Here is a 15,830-nt window from a genome sequence, read left to right on the forward strand (position 1 = left end):
GAGGACCGGAGACTTAGGACCGTCCGCCCCTGGGCAGAGGCGGGCGGTCCTGGGGTCATCCGCGGTGGACCGTGATCGTCGTCCAGGCGCCGACGTGCACCCGGTCGCCCTCCTGGAGCTGGACGGGGACGTACGGCTGGATCGGCTCCTCGCCGCCGTTGATCGTGGTGCCGTTGGTGGAGTTCTGGTCCACCACCGCCCACGAACCGTCCGGCTGCCGCACGAGCACGGCGTGCTGGTGCGAGACGCCCGGGTCCTCCGGCGGCACCGACAGGTCGATGTCGGGGGACTCGCCGGTGGAGTGCCGGCGACGGCCGATGGAGACCTGCGTGCCCTGGAGCGGCAGGTGCTTCGCCGGCGAGTACGCGGGCAGGTTGAGGCCCGAGGCCTCGGGCCCGCTGCGGTGCATCATCGCCATGAAGTACTCCCGGTCGGGAGCGATCACCGCGGTCCAGCCCTGCGGCGGGGCAGGGCTCTGGAACGGCGGAGGCGCCTGGTGCTGCTGGTGCGGCGGGGGCGCCTGGTGAGGCGGTGCCTGGTGCGGCGGCGGCTGCGGGGGCTGCGGCTGCGAGGGCGGCGACAGCACCCAGTCGTCGTCCGCCCGCGGCTCGGGCCGCGGCGGCGCGGGCGGCTGCGGGGCCTGGACCGGGGCGGCCTGCGGCGGCGCCTGGAGGAACGCGGGCGGAGCCGACGGCGGCTGGTGCATCGGCGGCTGCGGCGGCTGGTGCACCGGCGGCTGCTGCACGGGAGGCTGCTGGACCGGCGGCTGCTGTACGGGCGGGGCCGGCGGCTGCTGCATCGGCGGACGCTGCGGCGGGGCCTGGTGGTGCGTCGGCTCGGCGCCCAGCGGCTCGGCCGGACGGTTCACCTGTGAGGGCCGCGAGCCCTGGTACCCGAAGGGGTCGGGCTGCTGCGCCGGAGGCGCCGGGGGCGGCGGCGGGGACTGGAAGCCGGGCGGCAGGTTCAGGCCCGGCGGCGGGCCGGACTGCTGCGGCTGCGGGGCCAGCGGCGTGTACGAGGTCGCCGTGTTCGTGAGGAAGTTCCAGCGGCACTCCTCGCAGAACGGCGCCATGTGCTCGCGCGGCGTACGGCACTGCGGGCAGAGCTCCGCCTGCGCGGTCGCGTTCGGGTCCCCACCGGGACCGAAGCCACCGGGAGCGCCGGGACCACCGGGGCCGGGCCCCGGGTATCCGTACGCGGGCGGCGGCGGGGGAGGCGGCGGCACGGCACCCGCAGGCGCGCCCGCCCCGGCCATGCGATGGCCGCAGACCTCGCACCAGTCGTCGGAGACCGACTGGTGTCCGTTCGGGCAGGTCGGCATGTCGGTGCTTCCCCCTCTCGTCGTTTTCCGGCCCGGCGGGCCGGGCTACCTCTTGACGCGAACGGTCTTGGTGGAGCGGGTTTCGAGTGTCATCTCGTCCGCTTCCGCGACCTTCGCCTTCAAACGCACAGTACCCGTCGCCGCGTCGACGACGTCGACCACCTTCGAAAGGAGTTTCGCCGTATCCGCGTTGCCGGAGGCCGCCGCGAGCTGCACCGCGCGGCCCAGTTTGGCCGTCGCGCCGTCCCGGTCGCCCGATTTGCGGGCGTCCAGGCCCTGCTGGATGACGTCCGCGAGCTCCGCCTGCCCCGTGTAGTGCGCGACCTGCGGGTTGATCGAGGTCGACATCGCGAGGTCGTCCGTCCACACCGCCCGTACCAGTCCCTGGGACAGCGGCCGGGGATCGCCGCCCGCCGGGTCGGGGGCGAGCAGGGAGACCCGGGCGGCGAGCATCTCCTGCCCGAGCGAGGCCTGCGGGACGCGCACGCTCACGTGGTAGTCGCGGGACTCGTCGCCCCACGAACCCGTCGGGTAGTCGCCGGCGCGCGGCCCGGCCTCGGCGCGCCGGTCCGTCAGGTCCTCGACGGTCGGCGCGACCTGCTTCACGAAGCCGATCTCCACCCCGACCGGCGTCCACAGGCGCAGCATGACGTCCGCCACGCCCTTGCCCATCGTGCGCTCCATCATCGCCGTGAAGTCGGCGGCGAGCCCGGACGGGTCGGCGACGATGTCGGCGGTGCCGAGGAGCGCCGAGGCGATCCCGGTGACCTCCTTGACCTCCCAGTCGGTGCCGACCCCGCGCGCGTCGCAGGTGAACCGGCCGGCGCAGGCGTCGAGCGCGGCCCGCAGCTCCTCCGGCGTCTCGTGCTCGTTGCGCCCGTCGGTGAGCAGGACGCCGTGCCGGATGGCGAGGTCGGCGGAGGAGAGCAGCCGGTCGGCGAGCCGCAGCCAGGTGCCGATCGCCGTGCCGCCGCCCGCGCTCAGCCCGCGCAGCGCCTCCTTGGCCTGGGCCCTGGTCCGCTCGTCGGCGACGGCGAGACGGCCGTTGCCCGGGTAGACCTCGCGCGCCACGTGCGTGCCGGCGACGACGGCGAAGTGGGTGCCGTCGCGAAGGGTGTCGACGGCGGCGGCGGTCGCCTCGCGCGCGCCGCGCATCTTGGTGGCCGGGTAGTCCATCGAGCCGGAGCAGTCGACCATGAGCACGACACCGGCGGCACTGCCCGTGACGGCGCCCGTGGTCCCGCCCCCGGTGGACGTGACCGTGACGATCGCGCTGACGTCCCGGCCGCCCTCGGGCAGGAACTCGTTCTGGTACACGTCCACGGAGAACCGCGGCACGGTCGGCTTGGAGAAGTTCGCCATCTGTTTCGGCTCCTCGGGCGGCAGTGCGGCAAACGGGGAAGGGAAGGGGGGATCGGCGACCGCTCTCAGGCGGAGCCTGCCCCTTCGGGGGTGAAGGTGAACGGCAGCAGCGCGACCGTGACGTTGTCGTGGCCTCCGCCGTCCAGGGCGTGGCCGACGAGGACCTGGGCGCCGTGCAGCGGGCGGTCCGCCGCGTCGGGCGGGACGACCCCGGCCATGTCCTCGGCGCTCTCGGCGTAGTTCCAGAGGCCGTCGGTGCAGACCACGACGACGCCGGAGTGGTCGGGCTTGAACGAGGCGGTGTGCGGGTCGAGTTCGTACGCGTCGGCGCCGAGCCAGCCGGTGATCGCGTGGGCGCGCTCGTCCGCGTACGCCTCGGCCTCGTTCATCAGTCCCGCGGCGACCATCTGGGCCGCCCACGAGTCGTCCTCGGTGAGCCGGGCCGGCCGGGCGGAGCGGTCGTCGGGGACCCAGTAGACGCGGCTGTCGCCGACCCAGCCGACGACGAGCAGGCCGTCGGCGACGACCGAGCCGACGATGGTGCAGGCCGGGGAGTTGCGGTGCGGGTCGTGCTCGGCGCCGTCCCGGCCGGGCTCCTCGGCGAGGGAGTTGACGGCCTCGGACGCGGCGACGATCGCCTCGTGCATCGCCTGCTGCGGGTGGATGCCACGGGGCAGCGCGGCGAGCAGCGCGTCGCCGGCCGCCCGCGCGGCGGCGGCGGAGGCCTCGTCGGGGCGGGTCGCCGAGGAGACGCCGTCGCAGACGATCGCGAGGGCGGCGGGGGAGCCGTCGGGGAGCGTGGTCGCCGAGACGGCGAACGCGTCCTCGTTCCGGTGGTGGCGCAGGCCCCGGTCGCTCACGGCGGCGACCGCGTCGAGCTCCCGCTCCATGTGGTCCCGCTCGCGGGGCTGCGCGTGCCCGCAGTTCTCGCAGTAGCCGTCGGTGTCGACCCGCCCGGCCCGGCAGGCCACGCACAGGGCGCTGCCGGGGGCGGTGCCGGGGCCCGGTCCCGCCGCGGGCGCCGGTGCCGGTTCCGCCTGTACCGCCGTACGCGGATCGGGCGCGGCCAGCTCGAAGTCACCGGAGGACGTACCGCCGGAGGACGTACCACCGGAGGACGCGCCACCGGAGGACGCGCCACCGGGGGCGCCGGGCGCACGGGCGGCCTGGCCGTCCGTACGGACCGCCATCGTCGGCAGGTCGCGGCCGCCCGAGTCGGTGCCCGGCAGATCGCCGGGGTGCTGGGTCGCCGTCGACAGCGAACCCGGCTCCCTGGCCGGGGCGTCCGGCCAGACCACGGGGGTGGCGATCGGCACGGTCGGGCGGTCCGTCCCGGCCTCCGCCGGGGAGGCCGACAGGTCGTGGCCGCACGCCCCGCAGAAACGGTCACCCGAGTCCACGGGCTCCGCGCAGCCGGGGCAGGCGGCGAAACCGTGCGACGGCGTCGGCAGCGGGTGGTTCCTGGGGTCTTGGGACATCCTCACACCCACGTCCGGGGACGGAAGCGGTTGGCCCGCTCCACCAGTTCGATCCTCTCCTCGCCCCGCTGCGCGAGCCGGGCGAGCACCCGGTACGAGCGTTCGAGGCCGAAGCGCAGTCCGCGCTCGTCCAGTCCGCTCCCGAGCAGCAGCGTGCCGCCGCCCGGCGCAGCGCCGGGACTCCCGGAGAGTACCCAGTCGAGCGCCGTCCCGAGGACCTCCGTGGACAACTGCTCACGGCGGACCGCGTCGAGCCCGAAGCCCTGGAGCGCGGACACCTGCGCGGCGGCGGCGGTCAGCTCCGCGCCGAGCGGCTCGCTCGCCGGGCGCCGTCGCAGCCGCGCGCGCACGGCCGCGACCCGTGCCGCCGTGTAGTGGATCGAGGCCTCCGGCACGGACTCCAGGGTCCGTACGGCTCCGGCGCGGTCGCCCGTCGCGAGCTGCACCCGGGCCAGCCCGAAGGCCGCGCTGACGAAGCTCGGGTCGGTCGCCCACACCAGGCGGTAGTACTCCGCCGCGTTGTCCAGCTGGCCGAGGACCTCGGCGCAGACGCCGAGCGCCAGCTTCGGCGCGGGCTCGCCGGGGAAGGCGTCGTAGATCGCGTCGAAGGCCAGGGCCGCCTGCTCGTGGTCCCCGGTCACCAGGGAGGCGACGCCCCGGTACCAGACCACCCGCCAGTCGTCCGGGTCCCGCTCCTCCAGGGAGGCGAGCGTCGCCACGGCTGTGGGCAGGTCGCCCAGCTCCAGGTGGGCCCGCAGGGTGGCGAGCCGCAGCTCGGCCGAGGGCGCGGGCGCGGCGGCGAGGGCGCCGAGCAGCTCGGAGGGCGCCGCGGCGAGGAGACCGGCGAGGAAACCGGCGTTGGGGTCGGCCGCGTCGACGCGCGGCACGGGCAGCGCGAGCGCGGTGGCGGGCACGTCGAGCGGCGCGAGCAGCCACCCGAGGCCGTGTCCGAGCCCCTGCGGAGGCAGGGCCGCCGACGGGAGCGCGGCCCGGCCCTTCCGCCGGTCCCTCCGGGCGCCGAGCAGCGACACGTCCTCGGTCAGCTCGGCGAAGAGCGCGGTGTCCGTCACCCGGACCTCGGTGCCGAAGAGCGTCGAGAGCGCGGGCCGCGGCCGCCCCGACTGGAGCGCCACGACCTCCCGCAGCACGCCCGTCAGCTGCTCCGCCATCTCCTGCGCGGAGGCGAACCGCCGCGCCGGGTCCGGGTCCGTGGCACGGACCAGGAAGCGGTAGAACGACTCGTACGTCCGCAGGACCTCGATGTGCTCCGGCTCGGGCAGCGAGTCCACGAAGACGTTCGTGTAGCCCTGGAAGTCGAAGGTCATCACCGCGAGCGTCCGCGCCACCGTGTACAGGTCGCTGGCGACCGACGGGCCGACCTCGGCCACCTCGGGCGCCTGGTAGCCGACGGTGCCGTAGATGGCCGACTCCTCGTCGTCCATCCGCCGGACCGCGCCCATGTCGATGAGCTTCAGCTGGTCCTCGGTCTGTATGGCGTTGTCGACCTTGAAGTCGCAGTACAGCAGGTTCCTGCTGTGCAGGTGGCCGAGCGCCTCCAGGGCCTCGATCCCGTACGCGCAGGCCTGCTCGACCGGCAGCGGGTCGCGCCGGCCGTCGGGGGTGCGCCGCTCGTTGGCGATCTCCTTGAGCGACTTGCCGCCGACGTACTCCATGACGATGTAGCCGTCCATGGAGCCGGTGCGCTGGTCGAGGTGCTCGACGAAGTTGTAGATCCGGACGATGTTCGAGTGCTCGATCTCGGCGAGGAAGCGGCGCTCGGAGATGGCCGCGGCCATGGCGTCCTGGTCGCCGGTGTCGAGCAGGCCCTTGAGCACCACCCACCGGTCGGAGACGGCCCGGTCGACGGCGAGGTAGACCCAGCCGAGACCGCCGTGGGCGAGACAGCCCGCGACCTCGTACTGGCCGTGGACGATGTCCCCGCCGCGCAGCTTCGGCACGAAGGAGTACGGGTGCCCGCACGAGGTGCAGAAGCCCTCGGTGCGCCCCGGCCGGTCACCGCGCGAACGGCCGACCGGCGCCCCGCAGTCGGAGCGGGAGCAGAAACGCTTCCGCTCGGGGACCTCGGGGTTCTTCATCACCGCGCCGCGCGGATCCGGACGGGGAACCTCCGGAATCGTCACCAGACCGGCGCCCAGCCGGTTGCGCGCCGACTGCCCGGACGAGGAGCCCGAGCTGCGCACCGACACCGACCGGGCCCCCGTGCGCCCGGAGAGCGAACGCGAGAGCCGCCCCGAGACCGAACGCCGGGACGAGGAGGAGCGCGACGAAGCCCGCGACGAGGCCCGCGAAGAGCTCCGCGCGGAACTCGAATCCCGCCCCCCGGTCCCGAGCCCGGACCCGAGCCCGGACCCGAGCCCGGAGTCCGTCCCCGTGTTCTTCCCGGGCACGGCCACGCCCGTGCGCGTCGCGCCGATCAGCCCGCCGGGCGCGACGACCGGGGCGAGCCCGCAGGTGTCGCAGTACAGCTCGCCGCCTCCCATGTCCTCGTACGATCCCTCGCACGAAGGCCGCTGACAGCTCCCCACGCCCGTCTCCCCGCTCACCACTGTCGTCCTCCGGCATCTCTCGGGCCGGACAATACGTCCGCCGCGGCCCGCTGGTAGCGCAGCACGGCCTGCTCGGCGGCCCGCAGGTCGCAGGGCGCGCTCCACAGCATCCGGCGCGCGGTGTCGTACCGCTCGATGAGCAGCGGGTCCTCCGCCGCCCCCAGCCGCGCGACCTTCGCCTTGTACGCGTCGAGCCGGCCGCGCAGCTCGGCCCGGACCGCCAGCGGCGCCGTGACCGCCGTCAGCGACTCCCTGGCCCGCGCCAACTCGTCCTCCGCCTCCCGCTCCAGGGAGTCCAGGAGCGGGGAGAGGCGGTGCCACCGCGCGTGTCTGCGGTATTCGGCGGCGGCCGCCAGGCGCTCGTGCAGCGCGGTCGGCGGACCGCTCACCGCCGGCACCTCGGACGCGGCGATCTTCGCCAGGACCTCGCCGCGCGCGGACCGCGCCTCGGCGAGCGTCCGGTCCGCCCTGACCAGCACGTCACGCACCCGCAGCAGCCGGTCCTCGGAGTCCTGCCGGACCGCGAGGACGGCCTCGATCTCGCGCCGGATGTCCTCCAGGGCGAGCGCCGCCCGGTCGTACCGCGCGGTGTCGGGCCGACCGCCGCCGGGCGCGGAACTGCCCACCGCCGGCTGCCAGAAGGCGAGCGGGTCGCTCACCACCTGGGAGCGCAGCGAAGCCAGCTCGGCCGCGATCTCCTCCAGCTCGTCCCCGGCCGGGTGCTCCCCGGGCCGCACGCCGACCGCGTGGGCCAGCGTCCGGGTCCGGCCGAGCTCGGCCGCGAGCAGGTCTATCCGGGCCGGCAGCGCCGACCAGACGCCGTCGGCCGTGACGACCACGTCGAGCGAGGACGCGTACAGCTCGTTCATCCGCCGCACCAGGCCCTCCAGGGTGAACCGCTCGGAGAGCAGCCCCTGTTCGCCCGCCCCGCCCGCGACGACGACGCTCTCGCCGCGCAGCCGCTCGGTCAGCTCCACGAGCTCGTCCCGGCCGGGCCAGCGGCGCCGCGCCCGCACCTCACGGGCCTCGCGCAGCGCGTCCGTGTAGAGGTCGAAGCAGGTCCAGAGCACGGTGATGGTCCGCTCGGCCGTCGCCCAGCGGTCCCGGGTGACACCGGTCAGCGCGGCCCCTTCGAGCAGCCGGCGGCCCGCGTGGTCCTGGAGCGCGAGGAGCGAGTCCTCGACCGCCTTGTGCTCGGCGTCGAGCCGCGCCAGCGCACGGTCCACCTCGTCCCGGTCCATCACCGGATCAGGAGGTCCCGTGACGCCCATCGATCACCTCTTCCGCCGCGTGTACAGGGACTGCTCACTTGTAGAGGGGAGCCGGCGGACCGGATATCCCGGGCAGGTCCTTCTGGAGCCAGCGCTGGTACGCGGCCTGCCAGGGACCGTTCCGGTAGTCCACCAGGACCTTGTTGACCCGGCGGACCAGGTCGTCGTTGCCGAGCTTGGCGGCCACGCCGTAGTACTCCGTGGTGAACGGTCTGCCCTTGAGCTCGACCGCCGGGTCCTGCGCCGCCTGGCCCGCCGCCAGCGCGTTGTCCGTGACGACCGCGTCGACCTCGCCGAGCTGGAGTCTGACCAGGCAGTCCAGCTGGTTGGGCACGGTCAGCAGGTCCTTGTCCGCCTTCGTGCCGTCGGCCTCGTCCTTGAAGACCGCGCCGAACGAGTTCTCCTCCAGCGCCTCGTACGCCGTGGACCCCTCGGCCGTGCAGACCCGCTTGCCGCTCAGCGAGGAGTCGTACCCCGTGATCGCTTCGGACCGCTTGGGCGCCAGGACCTGCTGACCGGCCTGGAAGTAGGCCGTGGAGAAGGCGACCTGCTGGATCCGCTTGCAGTTGATCGTCATCGTGCGCACGACGAGGTCGACCTTGCCGCTGTTCAGGGCGGCGATCCGCTGGTTCGTCGGGATCGCCCGGAAGATCACGGCGTCGGAGTCGCCCAGGATGTCCCGCGCGATGGCCCGGGCCAGGTCGATGTCGAACCCTTCGAGGGTGCCCTTCTCCGGGTTCCGGTAGCCCCAGCGGTAGCTGGACTGGTCGACGCCGACGACCAGCTTCCCCCGGGCCTTGATCGCCGCGATCGAGGGACCGTCGGCCGACGAGGGCTGGAGGGAAGCCTCCGGCTTCTCGCAGGTGTCGGCCTTCGCGTCGGTCCCGACCTGGACTTTGCCGCCGACACCGGCCGGGGCCGCGCCGGCACCGTCCCCGTCCGGCCCGAGGGGCAGCAGGGCGAAGGAGGCGGTGAGCCCGCAGGCCACGGCCATGGCCGCGACCCCGCCCCAGCCCCGCAGCCGCCGCGCGGCCCGCCGGACCAGCGGGTCCGGGTGCTCCGCGCGCCCGGTGAGCTCCGCGTTCCCCGCGCTCTCAGTGATCTCCGCGTGCCCCATGCGCCCTGCGTTCTCCGCGTTCTCCGCGTGCTCCGGCATCCCGCCCCCCTTCACCGGTACTCCGACAGTCTGCGGTTGATGCCGAGCACGGCTCCCGCGGCGCCCAGGATCCCGAGCGCCGCCGCCCCCAGCGGCAGCGCCGCCAGCGCGTCCCTCGCGTCCCCCGCGGACCGGGTGAACTCGGTCTGCTCGTGGGCGAGCGCCCGCTCGAGCGCCGCGTCGACCTGGTCGAAGGACTGGCCCGTCGACTCCTTCGAGCCGATGACCCGGCCCAGCGCGCCCTCGAAGTTGCCCGCCTCGTCCTCGCCACGGGCCGCCTTGTGGCGCTTCTGCCACTCGCCGGTCCGCGCCGCCGCCTCGTCCACCGGGCTGCGCCCGGCGTCGTCGTCGGCGTACTCCCGCGCCGTCGCGAGCGCCGACGTCAGGGCCTTCATGCTCGCGGTGTACTCGGCCTCGTACCTGTCGCTCTTGCCGTCCTCGGTGAGGACCGCGCCCCGGGCGACCAGGGTGAGGTTCTCGTTGGCACGAGCCGTGAGCGAGCTGATCCGGGCCTGGTTGAGGACCTGGAGCGAGTTCTGCCCGTCCTCCCGTGCCGTGCTCAGCTCCGCCCGCGCGAGGCTGTGCGCGGCGAGCAGCCAGACCAGGACCGCGAGCGACGCGGCCGTGGCCGCCAGCAGCCCCTTGTTGAACACCCGGTGTGTCCGGGCGTAGTTGCGGCGCTGCGCCCACACCAGCACCCCGAGCGCGAGCACCCCGAGCGCGAGCGACAGGAAGGGCCAGGCGCGGGCGGAGTCGTCGTCCTCGTGGAGGCGCGCGGTCTCCGCCGCGTACAGCCGCTCGGCGGCCGGCAGCAGCTCGGCGGTCATCGTCTGGTTCGCGTACCGCAGGTAGGCGCCGCCGAGCGGCAGCCCCTGCCGGTTCGCGGCCCGGGCGCGCTCTATCAGGCCCGTGTAGCGCGGCAGCTGTTCGTTGAGCGTGGCGATCTCGCGGGCCGACTCGCTCGAACCGTCCGTGTTGGCCGCGGCCTTGACCAGCAGGCGGGCCGCGGTCGCGATGTCCTTCTGATACCGCTCGCGGGACTCCTCGGGCTCCAGCGTGCCCGCGAGGAAGCCGCTCGCGGCGGTCGTGTCCGCGTCGGCGAGCGAGCGGTAGACCGCGGCGGCGTCGGCGCTCAGCGGCTGGCTCCGGTTCACGACGTCGTCGGCGGCGGACTCGCGCCCGGACACCTCGAAGGCGGTGACGGCCCCGAACGCGACGACCAGCAGCGCCAGGACGGCACCGAGGATCCGGAGCCGTCCCGGCTCCGTCGTCGCGGCCTCCTTGAGCCGCTCCCGGCCCACGGCCCAGGCCCCGCCCCCCGCGGGTGGGCCACCGGCGGGCGCGGCGGACGGCTGCGCCGGCACCTGGCCCGGGTGGGCCGGCGCGGGTGCCGTGGCCTGCGGCGCCGCCGGTGCGGCGGACGCGTTCGGCGGGTGTGTCACGTGACCTCCCCCTGGGTCGCTGACGTCGGTCCGTCCGGCGAGCAGTATGGCCGCCAGGGGCCCTGCCGCACACCGAAAATGACGCGATCTTGTCCCTATCGTGCCTCATGCCCCCGGCACTTCCGCGGGCGATCCCCCTCACCATGAATACGTCCCCCGGCCGACGCCGGTTCCTTCCCGGGGGTCGCTCGAACAGGTGAACATAGCGGGAGAGACCCCCGCAGCCCTCGTGCTGCCCTCTCCGCCCTCGTACCGCCCCCTCAGCCTTCGTACTGCTCCCGCAGCCGCGCCCCCGCCTCGGCCGGGGCGCCCGCCTCGTCCAGGGCGAGCAGCCCCGCCCCCAGCACCGGCGGTGCCGTGACGAACCGGACCGTCGCCTTCGGCGCCCGGACGCCGAGGAGTTCGACGATCCGCCCCTCCAACTCCGGGTGCCGGGCCGCGAGGACGCTCCCGCCGAGCACCACCGGCGCCTCCTCGCCGAGCAGCCCCAGCCGTCCGAGCGCCACGGACGCCAGCGCGACGACCTCCTCCGCGAGCCGGTGCACGAGCCCGAGCGCGACCGGGTCGCCGGCCGCCGCCACCCGGAACAGCACCGGCGCCAGCTCGTACCGCCGCCCGTGCGCGATCCGTCCCAGGTGCAGTGCCTCGATCAGCTCGGCCATCGTCACCAGGCCGAAGTGCGCGGGCAGCGCCCGCGCGAGCTCCGTCGGGTCGCCGCGCCCGTCCTCGGCCCGCGCCGCGTGCCAGAGCGCCTCCTCGGAGAGCCCGCCGCCCCCGCCCCAGTCCCCGGAGATCTTCCCGAGCGCCGCGAACCGCGCGGTCCGCCCGTCCGGGGTCATCCCGGCGCAGTTGATCCCGGCCCCGCACACCACCGCGACCCCGCGCGGCTCGTCGAGCCCGGCCCGCAGCAGCGCGACGGTGTCGTTGTGCACGCGGGCGGAACGGGTCAGATGTCGTGCGTACAGGGCCTGCTCCAGACGGAGTTCCTCCACCGGCAGATCGGCGTTGGCGAGGCAGGCCGTGACGTGGGCGAAGGCGGGGGCGCGGTCATCACCCCCGGCCGCCGCCCACGCCCGCCCGACGACCTCCGCGAGCACGTCGACCGCCGCCTCGACTCCCACCACCGGCGGCTGGAAACCGCCGCCCCGGGCCGACCCGAGGACGGCCCCGTCCCGGGAGAGCACCACGGCATCGGTCTTGCTGTTCCCCGCGTCGATCGCGAGGAGCGCCCCGTTCAGGTTCACGCCCACGCCAGGTGGTCCCGGTTGTGCGCGATCAGCCGGTCCGTGAGCCCCTCGGCGTACGCGTACTGCCCGACCAGCGGGTGCGCGAGCAGCGCCTTGAACACCCGGTCCCGGCCGCCGCGCAGCGCCGCGTCCAGCGCCAGGTCCTCGTACGCGGTGACGTTCGCGATCAGCCCCGCGTACAGGGGATCGACCGGCGCCACCGGCAGCGGCGCCGCGCCCTCCGGGCCCACCGCCGCCTGCGTCTCGATGACGGCGTCGTCCGGCAGGAAGGGCAGCGTGCCGTTGTTGTACGTGTTCACCACCTGGTACGGAGATCCGCCCCCGCCCAGCAGGGCGGCCGCCAGGTCCACCGCCGCCTCCGAGTAGAACGCCCCGCCCCGCTTGCCGAGCAGCGCGGGCTTCTCGTCGAGCGCCGGGTCCCCGTACATCTCCAGGAGTTCGCGTTCCATCGCCGCGACCTCGGCGGCCCGCGAGGGCTTGCTGCCGAGCTCGCGCACCACCTCGTCGTGCGCGTAGTAGTACCGCAGGTAGTACGAGGGGACGACGCCGAAGCGGTCCATGACCAGGCGCGGCAGGTGGAGGTCGTTCGCGATCGTGTCGCCGTGTTCGGCGAGCAGCCGCGGCAGCACGTCCTCGCCCTCGGGCCCGCCGAGGCGGACGCCCGTCTCCCAGGTCAGGTGGTTGAGGCCGATGTGGTCGAGGTGGATCTCGGAGGGGGTGACGTCGAGGAGCTTGGCGAACTTCCGTTGGAAGCCGATGGCCACGTTGCACAGGCCCACGGCCTTGTGCCCGGCCTTGAGCAGGGCGCGCGTGACGATGCCGACGGGGTTGGTGAAGTCGATGATCCAGGCGTCCGGGTTGGTACGGCGGACCCGCTCGGCGATGTCCAGGACGACGGGGACCGTGCGCAGCGCCTTGGCCAGGCCGCCGGCGCCGGTGGTCTCCTGGCCGACGCAGCCGCACTCGAGCGGCCAGCTCTCGTCCTGGTTCCGGGCCGCCTGCCCGCCCACCCGCAGCTGCAGCAGCACCGCATCGGCGCCCTCGACCCCGGCGTCCAGATCGCTCGTGGTGACGATCCGGCCGTCGTGGCCCTGCTTGGCGAAGATCCGCCGGGCGAGCCCGCCGACCAGGTCGAGCCGCTCGGCGTCCGGGTCGACGAGGACGAGTTCGGTGACGGGCAGGGTGTCGCGCAGCCGCGCGAACCCGTCGATCAGCTCGGGGGTGTAGGTGGATCCGCCCCCGACGACGGTGAGCTTCATGACGCGTGCCAGCCCTTCTCTCAGGTTCGGCGCGAGGTGTCGAAGACCTCGTCGCGAGTACGGGTGAGGGCGCTTTCGAGAGCGCCCCGCAGAACGGGCCGCCGGGGAACGGCGGAGAGCACGAGCTCCGGTGTGGAGGCCGCGAGGTCGGCGAGTTCCGCACGCACGCGCGCGCGGAGCGGCTCGCCCCCGGCGAGGAGGACGTCCCCGGCGAGGACGATCAGCTCGGGGTCGAGCACGGCGACGAGCGAGGCGAGCCCGGTCGCGACCCGCTCGGCGTACCGGTCGAGCAGCTCGGCGTACCGGGCGTCGTCCGCGTGCCGCTCGGCCGCCGCGGCGAGAATCCCGGCCGCCACCGCCACACACGGCTCAACGGCAGCGACCTGGGCCGCGCCGCCGTCCACCCCGTGGCGCATCCCGCCGGAGCCGCCGCGCGGCTCGTCGGCCGTCACGATCCCCGCCGCTCGCGCGAGTGCCGGTACGGCCTGGACGCCGGCCAGTTCCTGGTAGCCGCCGGAGTTGGCCTCGGTGACCCTGCGGGCCAGGGGCGTGCCGGGAACGGGCAGGAAGCCGACCTCGCCCGCGCCGCCGGTGAAGCCCCGGTGCAGCCGTCCACCGAGGACGAGCGCGGCGCCGATGCCCTCCTCGTTCCACAGCAGCGCGAAGTCCTCGTGCCCCCGCGCGGCCCCCACGCGCTGCTCCGCGACGGCGGCGAGGTTGACGTCGTTCTCGTACGCGAAGGGCATCGGCAGCGCGGCCGCCAGCTCCTCCCGGAGGGTGGGGGAGTGCCAGCCGGGCAGGTGGGCGGCGTACCGCAGCCGCCCGGTCGCCGGGTCGAACGCGCCGGGGGTGGCGATCACCAGATGGCGTACGTCTCCGAGGGCGATCCCGGCGGTCTTCGCGGCGCCGCCCAGGGCCTCGGTCACCTGCCGGACCGCATCGGGACCGGACGCGGCGGTGCGGAGCTCGTACTCGCCCACGATCGTGCCCGTGACGTCGGCGACGGCGGCGAGGACGCGGTGCTGGTTCACGTCGAGCCCGGCGGCGTACGCGGCCCGCCCGTTCACCTCGTACAGCCGGGCGTTCGGCCCCGGCCCGCCCGCCGAGGTCCCGCTCGCGACGACCAGCCCGGCGGCTTCGAGGCGGGCGAGGAGCTGGGAGGCGGTCGGCTTGGAGAGGCCGGTGAGCTCGCCGACGCGGGTCCGCGAGAGCGGCCCGTGGGCGAGGAGGAGATCCAGTGCGGCGCGGTCGTTCATGGCCCGCAGCACGCGCGGGGTGCCGGGAATCGACATGGTGCACCTGCCTTCGTGACTGTAAGGAAAGTTTCCTATTGGTTCGGAGGCGAGGTCAAGACCCCGGAGACCCCGGAGATCCCGGAGATCCCGGAGACGCCGAACGCCCCCGACGACGAGCATCGGGGGCGTCCGCGGAGGAAGCGAAAAGAGGGGGGACTACTTCGACAGGTCCGTCCTCGGCAGCGGCGTCGCCGCCGCCGACTGCGGCGAGGTCGCCGAGCTGAACACCGAAGGCGCCGCCATGCCCGCCGTCGGGTCGGCCGGCGACTCCTCGGCCTGCGCCGGGAGCCCGCCCACGATCCGGATGCCGGCCTCGTCCAGACCGCGCTTGATCCGCCAGCGCAGCTCGCGCTCCACGCCCAGCTTCTTGCCCGGCATCGTCTTCGCCGAGACCCGGACGGTCATCGAGTCGAGGAGCACCTCGCTCAGGCCGAGCACCTCCACCGGACCCCACAGGCGCTCGTTCCACGGCTCGTCCTTCGCCATGGCCTCGCCCGCCTCGGCGATCACCGCCCGCACCTGCTCCAGGTCCTCCGTCGGCCGGACCGTCACGTCCACGCCGGCCGTCGCCCAGCCCTGGCTGAGGTTCCCTATGCGCTTGATCTCGCCGTTGCGGACGTACCAGATCTCTCCGTCGATGCCCCGCAGCTTCGTCACGCGCAGACCCACCTCGATGACCTCGCCGGAGGCCACGCCCGCGTCGACCGAGTCACCGACGCCGTACTGGTCCTCCAGGATCATGAAGACGCCGGACAGGAAGTCCGTGACGAGGTTCCGGGCGCCGAAGCCGATCGCGACACCGGCCACACCGGCCGAGGCGAGCAGCGGCGCCAGGTCGATCTTGAACGCGCCGAGGATCATCAGCCCGGCCGTGCCCAGGATCAGGAAGGACGTCACGGACCTGAGCACCGAGCCGATGGCCTCGGAGCGCTGCCGCCGCCGCTCGGCGTTGACCAGGAGACCGCCGAGGGCCGTCCCCTCCACCGCCTGCGCCGAGCGGTTCATCCGGTCGATCAGCTTGGTCAGGGCGCGGCGGACGGCCCAGCGAAGCACGAGCGCCACGACGATGATCAGCAGGATGCGCAGGCCGGTGTTCAGCCAGGTGGACCAGTTCTGTTCCACCCAGCTGGCCGCGTTGCCGGCCTGTTCCGCGGCCTCGTCCAGGGTCACCGGAATTTGGTCGGGATCGGTGGCAGCCGCCAGAGCGGTCCAGGACACGGGGAAACCTCCAGGCATCGCGTACGCAGGCCATCCACACTAACGGGGCGTCGGACGGGCCCCGGGCGCGCTCCCGCAGCCGTGTTCGAGGGAGAGACCGGTCCCACCTGGGCAAGTACAGGGAGAGATGGAGATGCCCGTGTGGTCGAGAACACCCCGTGACCCTTCACCCCGATCGCGGAACGTGGTGGCGCGCCGACCGGGCATGAGGAGA

At 74.4% G+C, this 15,830-nt stretch carries 11 protein-coding genes; all 11 read right to left on the minus strand.

The window, feature by feature from the left end; all coding sequences use genetic code 11:
- Positions 1-55: 55 nt before the first annotated feature.
- On the minus strand, positions 56-1,321 hold the full coding sequence (locus ACFC0Z_RS17360) for an FHA domain-containing protein (protein WP_376438212.1): 1,266 nt from the start codon (positions 1,319-1,321) through the stop codon (positions 56-58).
- A gap of 45 nt (positions 1,322-1,366) precedes the next feature.
- Positions 1,367-2,683: a VWA domain-containing protein gene (locus tag ACFC0Z_RS17365; RefSeq protein WP_376438214.1), complete on the minus strand. Its 1,317-nt coding sequence runs from the start codon at positions 2,681-2,683 to the stop codon at positions 1,367-1,369.
- Between the two features lie 65 nt (positions 2,684-2,748).
- The gene (locus ACFC0Z_RS17370) at positions 2,749-4,161 is read right to left on the minus strand and encodes a PP2C family serine/threonine-protein phosphatase (protein ID WP_376438216.1); all 1,413 of its coding nucleotides are present in this window, start codon (positions 4,159-4,161) and stop codon (positions 2,749-2,751) included.
- A gap of 2 nt (positions 4,162-4,163) precedes the next feature.
- Complete coding sequence (locus ACFC0Z_RS17375) at positions 4,164-6,662, minus strand: tetratricopeptide repeat protein (protein WP_376438218.1); 2,499 nt, start codon at positions 6,660-6,662, stop codon at positions 4,164-4,166.
- Positions 6,663-6,721: 59 nt separating this feature from the next.
- Positions 6,722-7,999: a hypothetical protein gene (locus tag ACFC0Z_RS17380; RefSeq protein WP_376438220.1), complete on the minus strand. Its 1,278-nt coding sequence runs from the start codon at positions 7,997-7,999 to the stop codon at positions 6,722-6,724.
- A gap of 34 nt (positions 8,000-8,033) precedes the next feature.
- Positions 8,034-9,155 carry a glutamate ABC transporter substrate-binding protein gene (locus ACFC0Z_RS17385; RefSeq protein ID WP_376438222.1) on the minus strand — a complete coding sequence of 374 codons (1,122 nt, stop codon included), beginning with the start codon at positions 9,153-9,155 and terminating at the stop codon, positions 8,034-8,036.
- A gap of 11 nt (positions 9,156-9,166) precedes the next feature.
- Positions 9,167-10,597 (minus strand): hypothetical protein, encoded by a 1,431-nt coding sequence (locus ACFC0Z_RS17390; RefSeq protein WP_376438224.1) that lies wholly within the window; start codon positions 10,595-10,597, stop codon positions 9,167-9,169.
- A gap of 260 nt (positions 10,598-10,857) precedes the next feature.
- Positions 10,858-11,847, minus strand: coding sequence for an N-acetylglucosamine kinase (locus tag ACFC0Z_RS17395; RefSeq protein ID WP_376438226.1), 990 nt, complete (start codon positions 11,845-11,847; stop codon positions 10,858-10,860).
- Positions 11,838-13,103, minus strand: a complete 1,266-nt coding sequence (locus tag ACFC0Z_RS17400; protein ID WP_376438228.1) for a 6-phospho-beta-glucosidase — start codon at positions 13,101-13,103, stop codon at positions 11,838-11,840. Before ACFC0Z_RS17400 ends, ACFC0Z_RS17395 begins: the two co-directional genes overlap by 10 nt.
- Before the next feature lie 20 nt (positions 13,104-13,123).
- On the minus strand, positions 13,124-14,395 hold the full coding sequence (locus tag ACFC0Z_RS17405; protein ID WP_376438230.1) for an ROK family transcriptional regulator: 1,272 nt from the start codon (positions 14,393-14,395) through the stop codon (positions 13,124-13,126).
- A 159-nt stretch (positions 14,396-14,554) separates the two neighbouring features.
- Positions 14,555-15,616, minus strand: coding sequence for a mechanosensitive ion channel family protein (locus ACFC0Z_RS17410; protein WP_376438231.1), 1,062 nt, complete (start codon positions 15,614-15,616; stop codon positions 14,555-14,557).
- Positions 15,617-15,830 lie beyond the last annotated feature (214 nt).

Origin of the sequence: Streptomyces sp. NPDC056144 (genome assembly GCF_042264145.1) — a bacterium.
Taxonomy (GTDB): Bacteria; Actinomycetota; Actinomycetes; order Streptomycetales; family Streptomycetaceae; genus Streptomyces.

Coding starts and splice junctions, on each gene's coding strand:
- ACFC0Z_RS17360 (WP_376438212.1), bottom strand. CDS start 1,321: ATGCCGACCTGCCCGAACGGACACCAGTCGGTCTCCGACGACTGGTGC.
- ACFC0Z_RS17365 (WP_376438214.1), bottom strand. CDS start 2,683: ATGGCGAACTTCTCCAAGCCGACCGTGCCGCGGTTCTCCGTGGACGTG.
- ACFC0Z_RS17370 (WP_376438216.1), bottom strand. CDS start 4,161: ATGTCCCAAGACCCCAGGAACCACCCGCTGCCGACGCCGTCGCACGGT.
- ACFC0Z_RS17375 (WP_376438218.1), bottom strand. CDS start 6,662: ATGGGAGGCGGCGAGCTGTACTGCGACACCTGCGGGCTCGCCCCGGTC.
- ACFC0Z_RS17380 (WP_376438220.1), bottom strand. CDS start 7,999: ATGGGCGTCACGGGACCTCCTGATCCGGTGATGGACCGGGACGAGGTG.
- ACFC0Z_RS17385 (WP_376438222.1), bottom strand. CDS start 9,155: ATGCCGGAGCACGCGGAGAACGCGGAGAACGCAGGGCGCATGGGGCAC.
- ACFC0Z_RS17400 (WP_376438228.1), bottom strand. CDS start 13,103: ATGAAGCTCACCGTCGTCGGGGGCGGATCCACCTACACCCCCGAGCTG.
- ACFC0Z_RS17405 (WP_376438230.1), bottom strand. CDS start 14,395: ATGTCGATTCCCGGCACCCCGCGCGTGCTGCGGGCCATGAACGACCGC.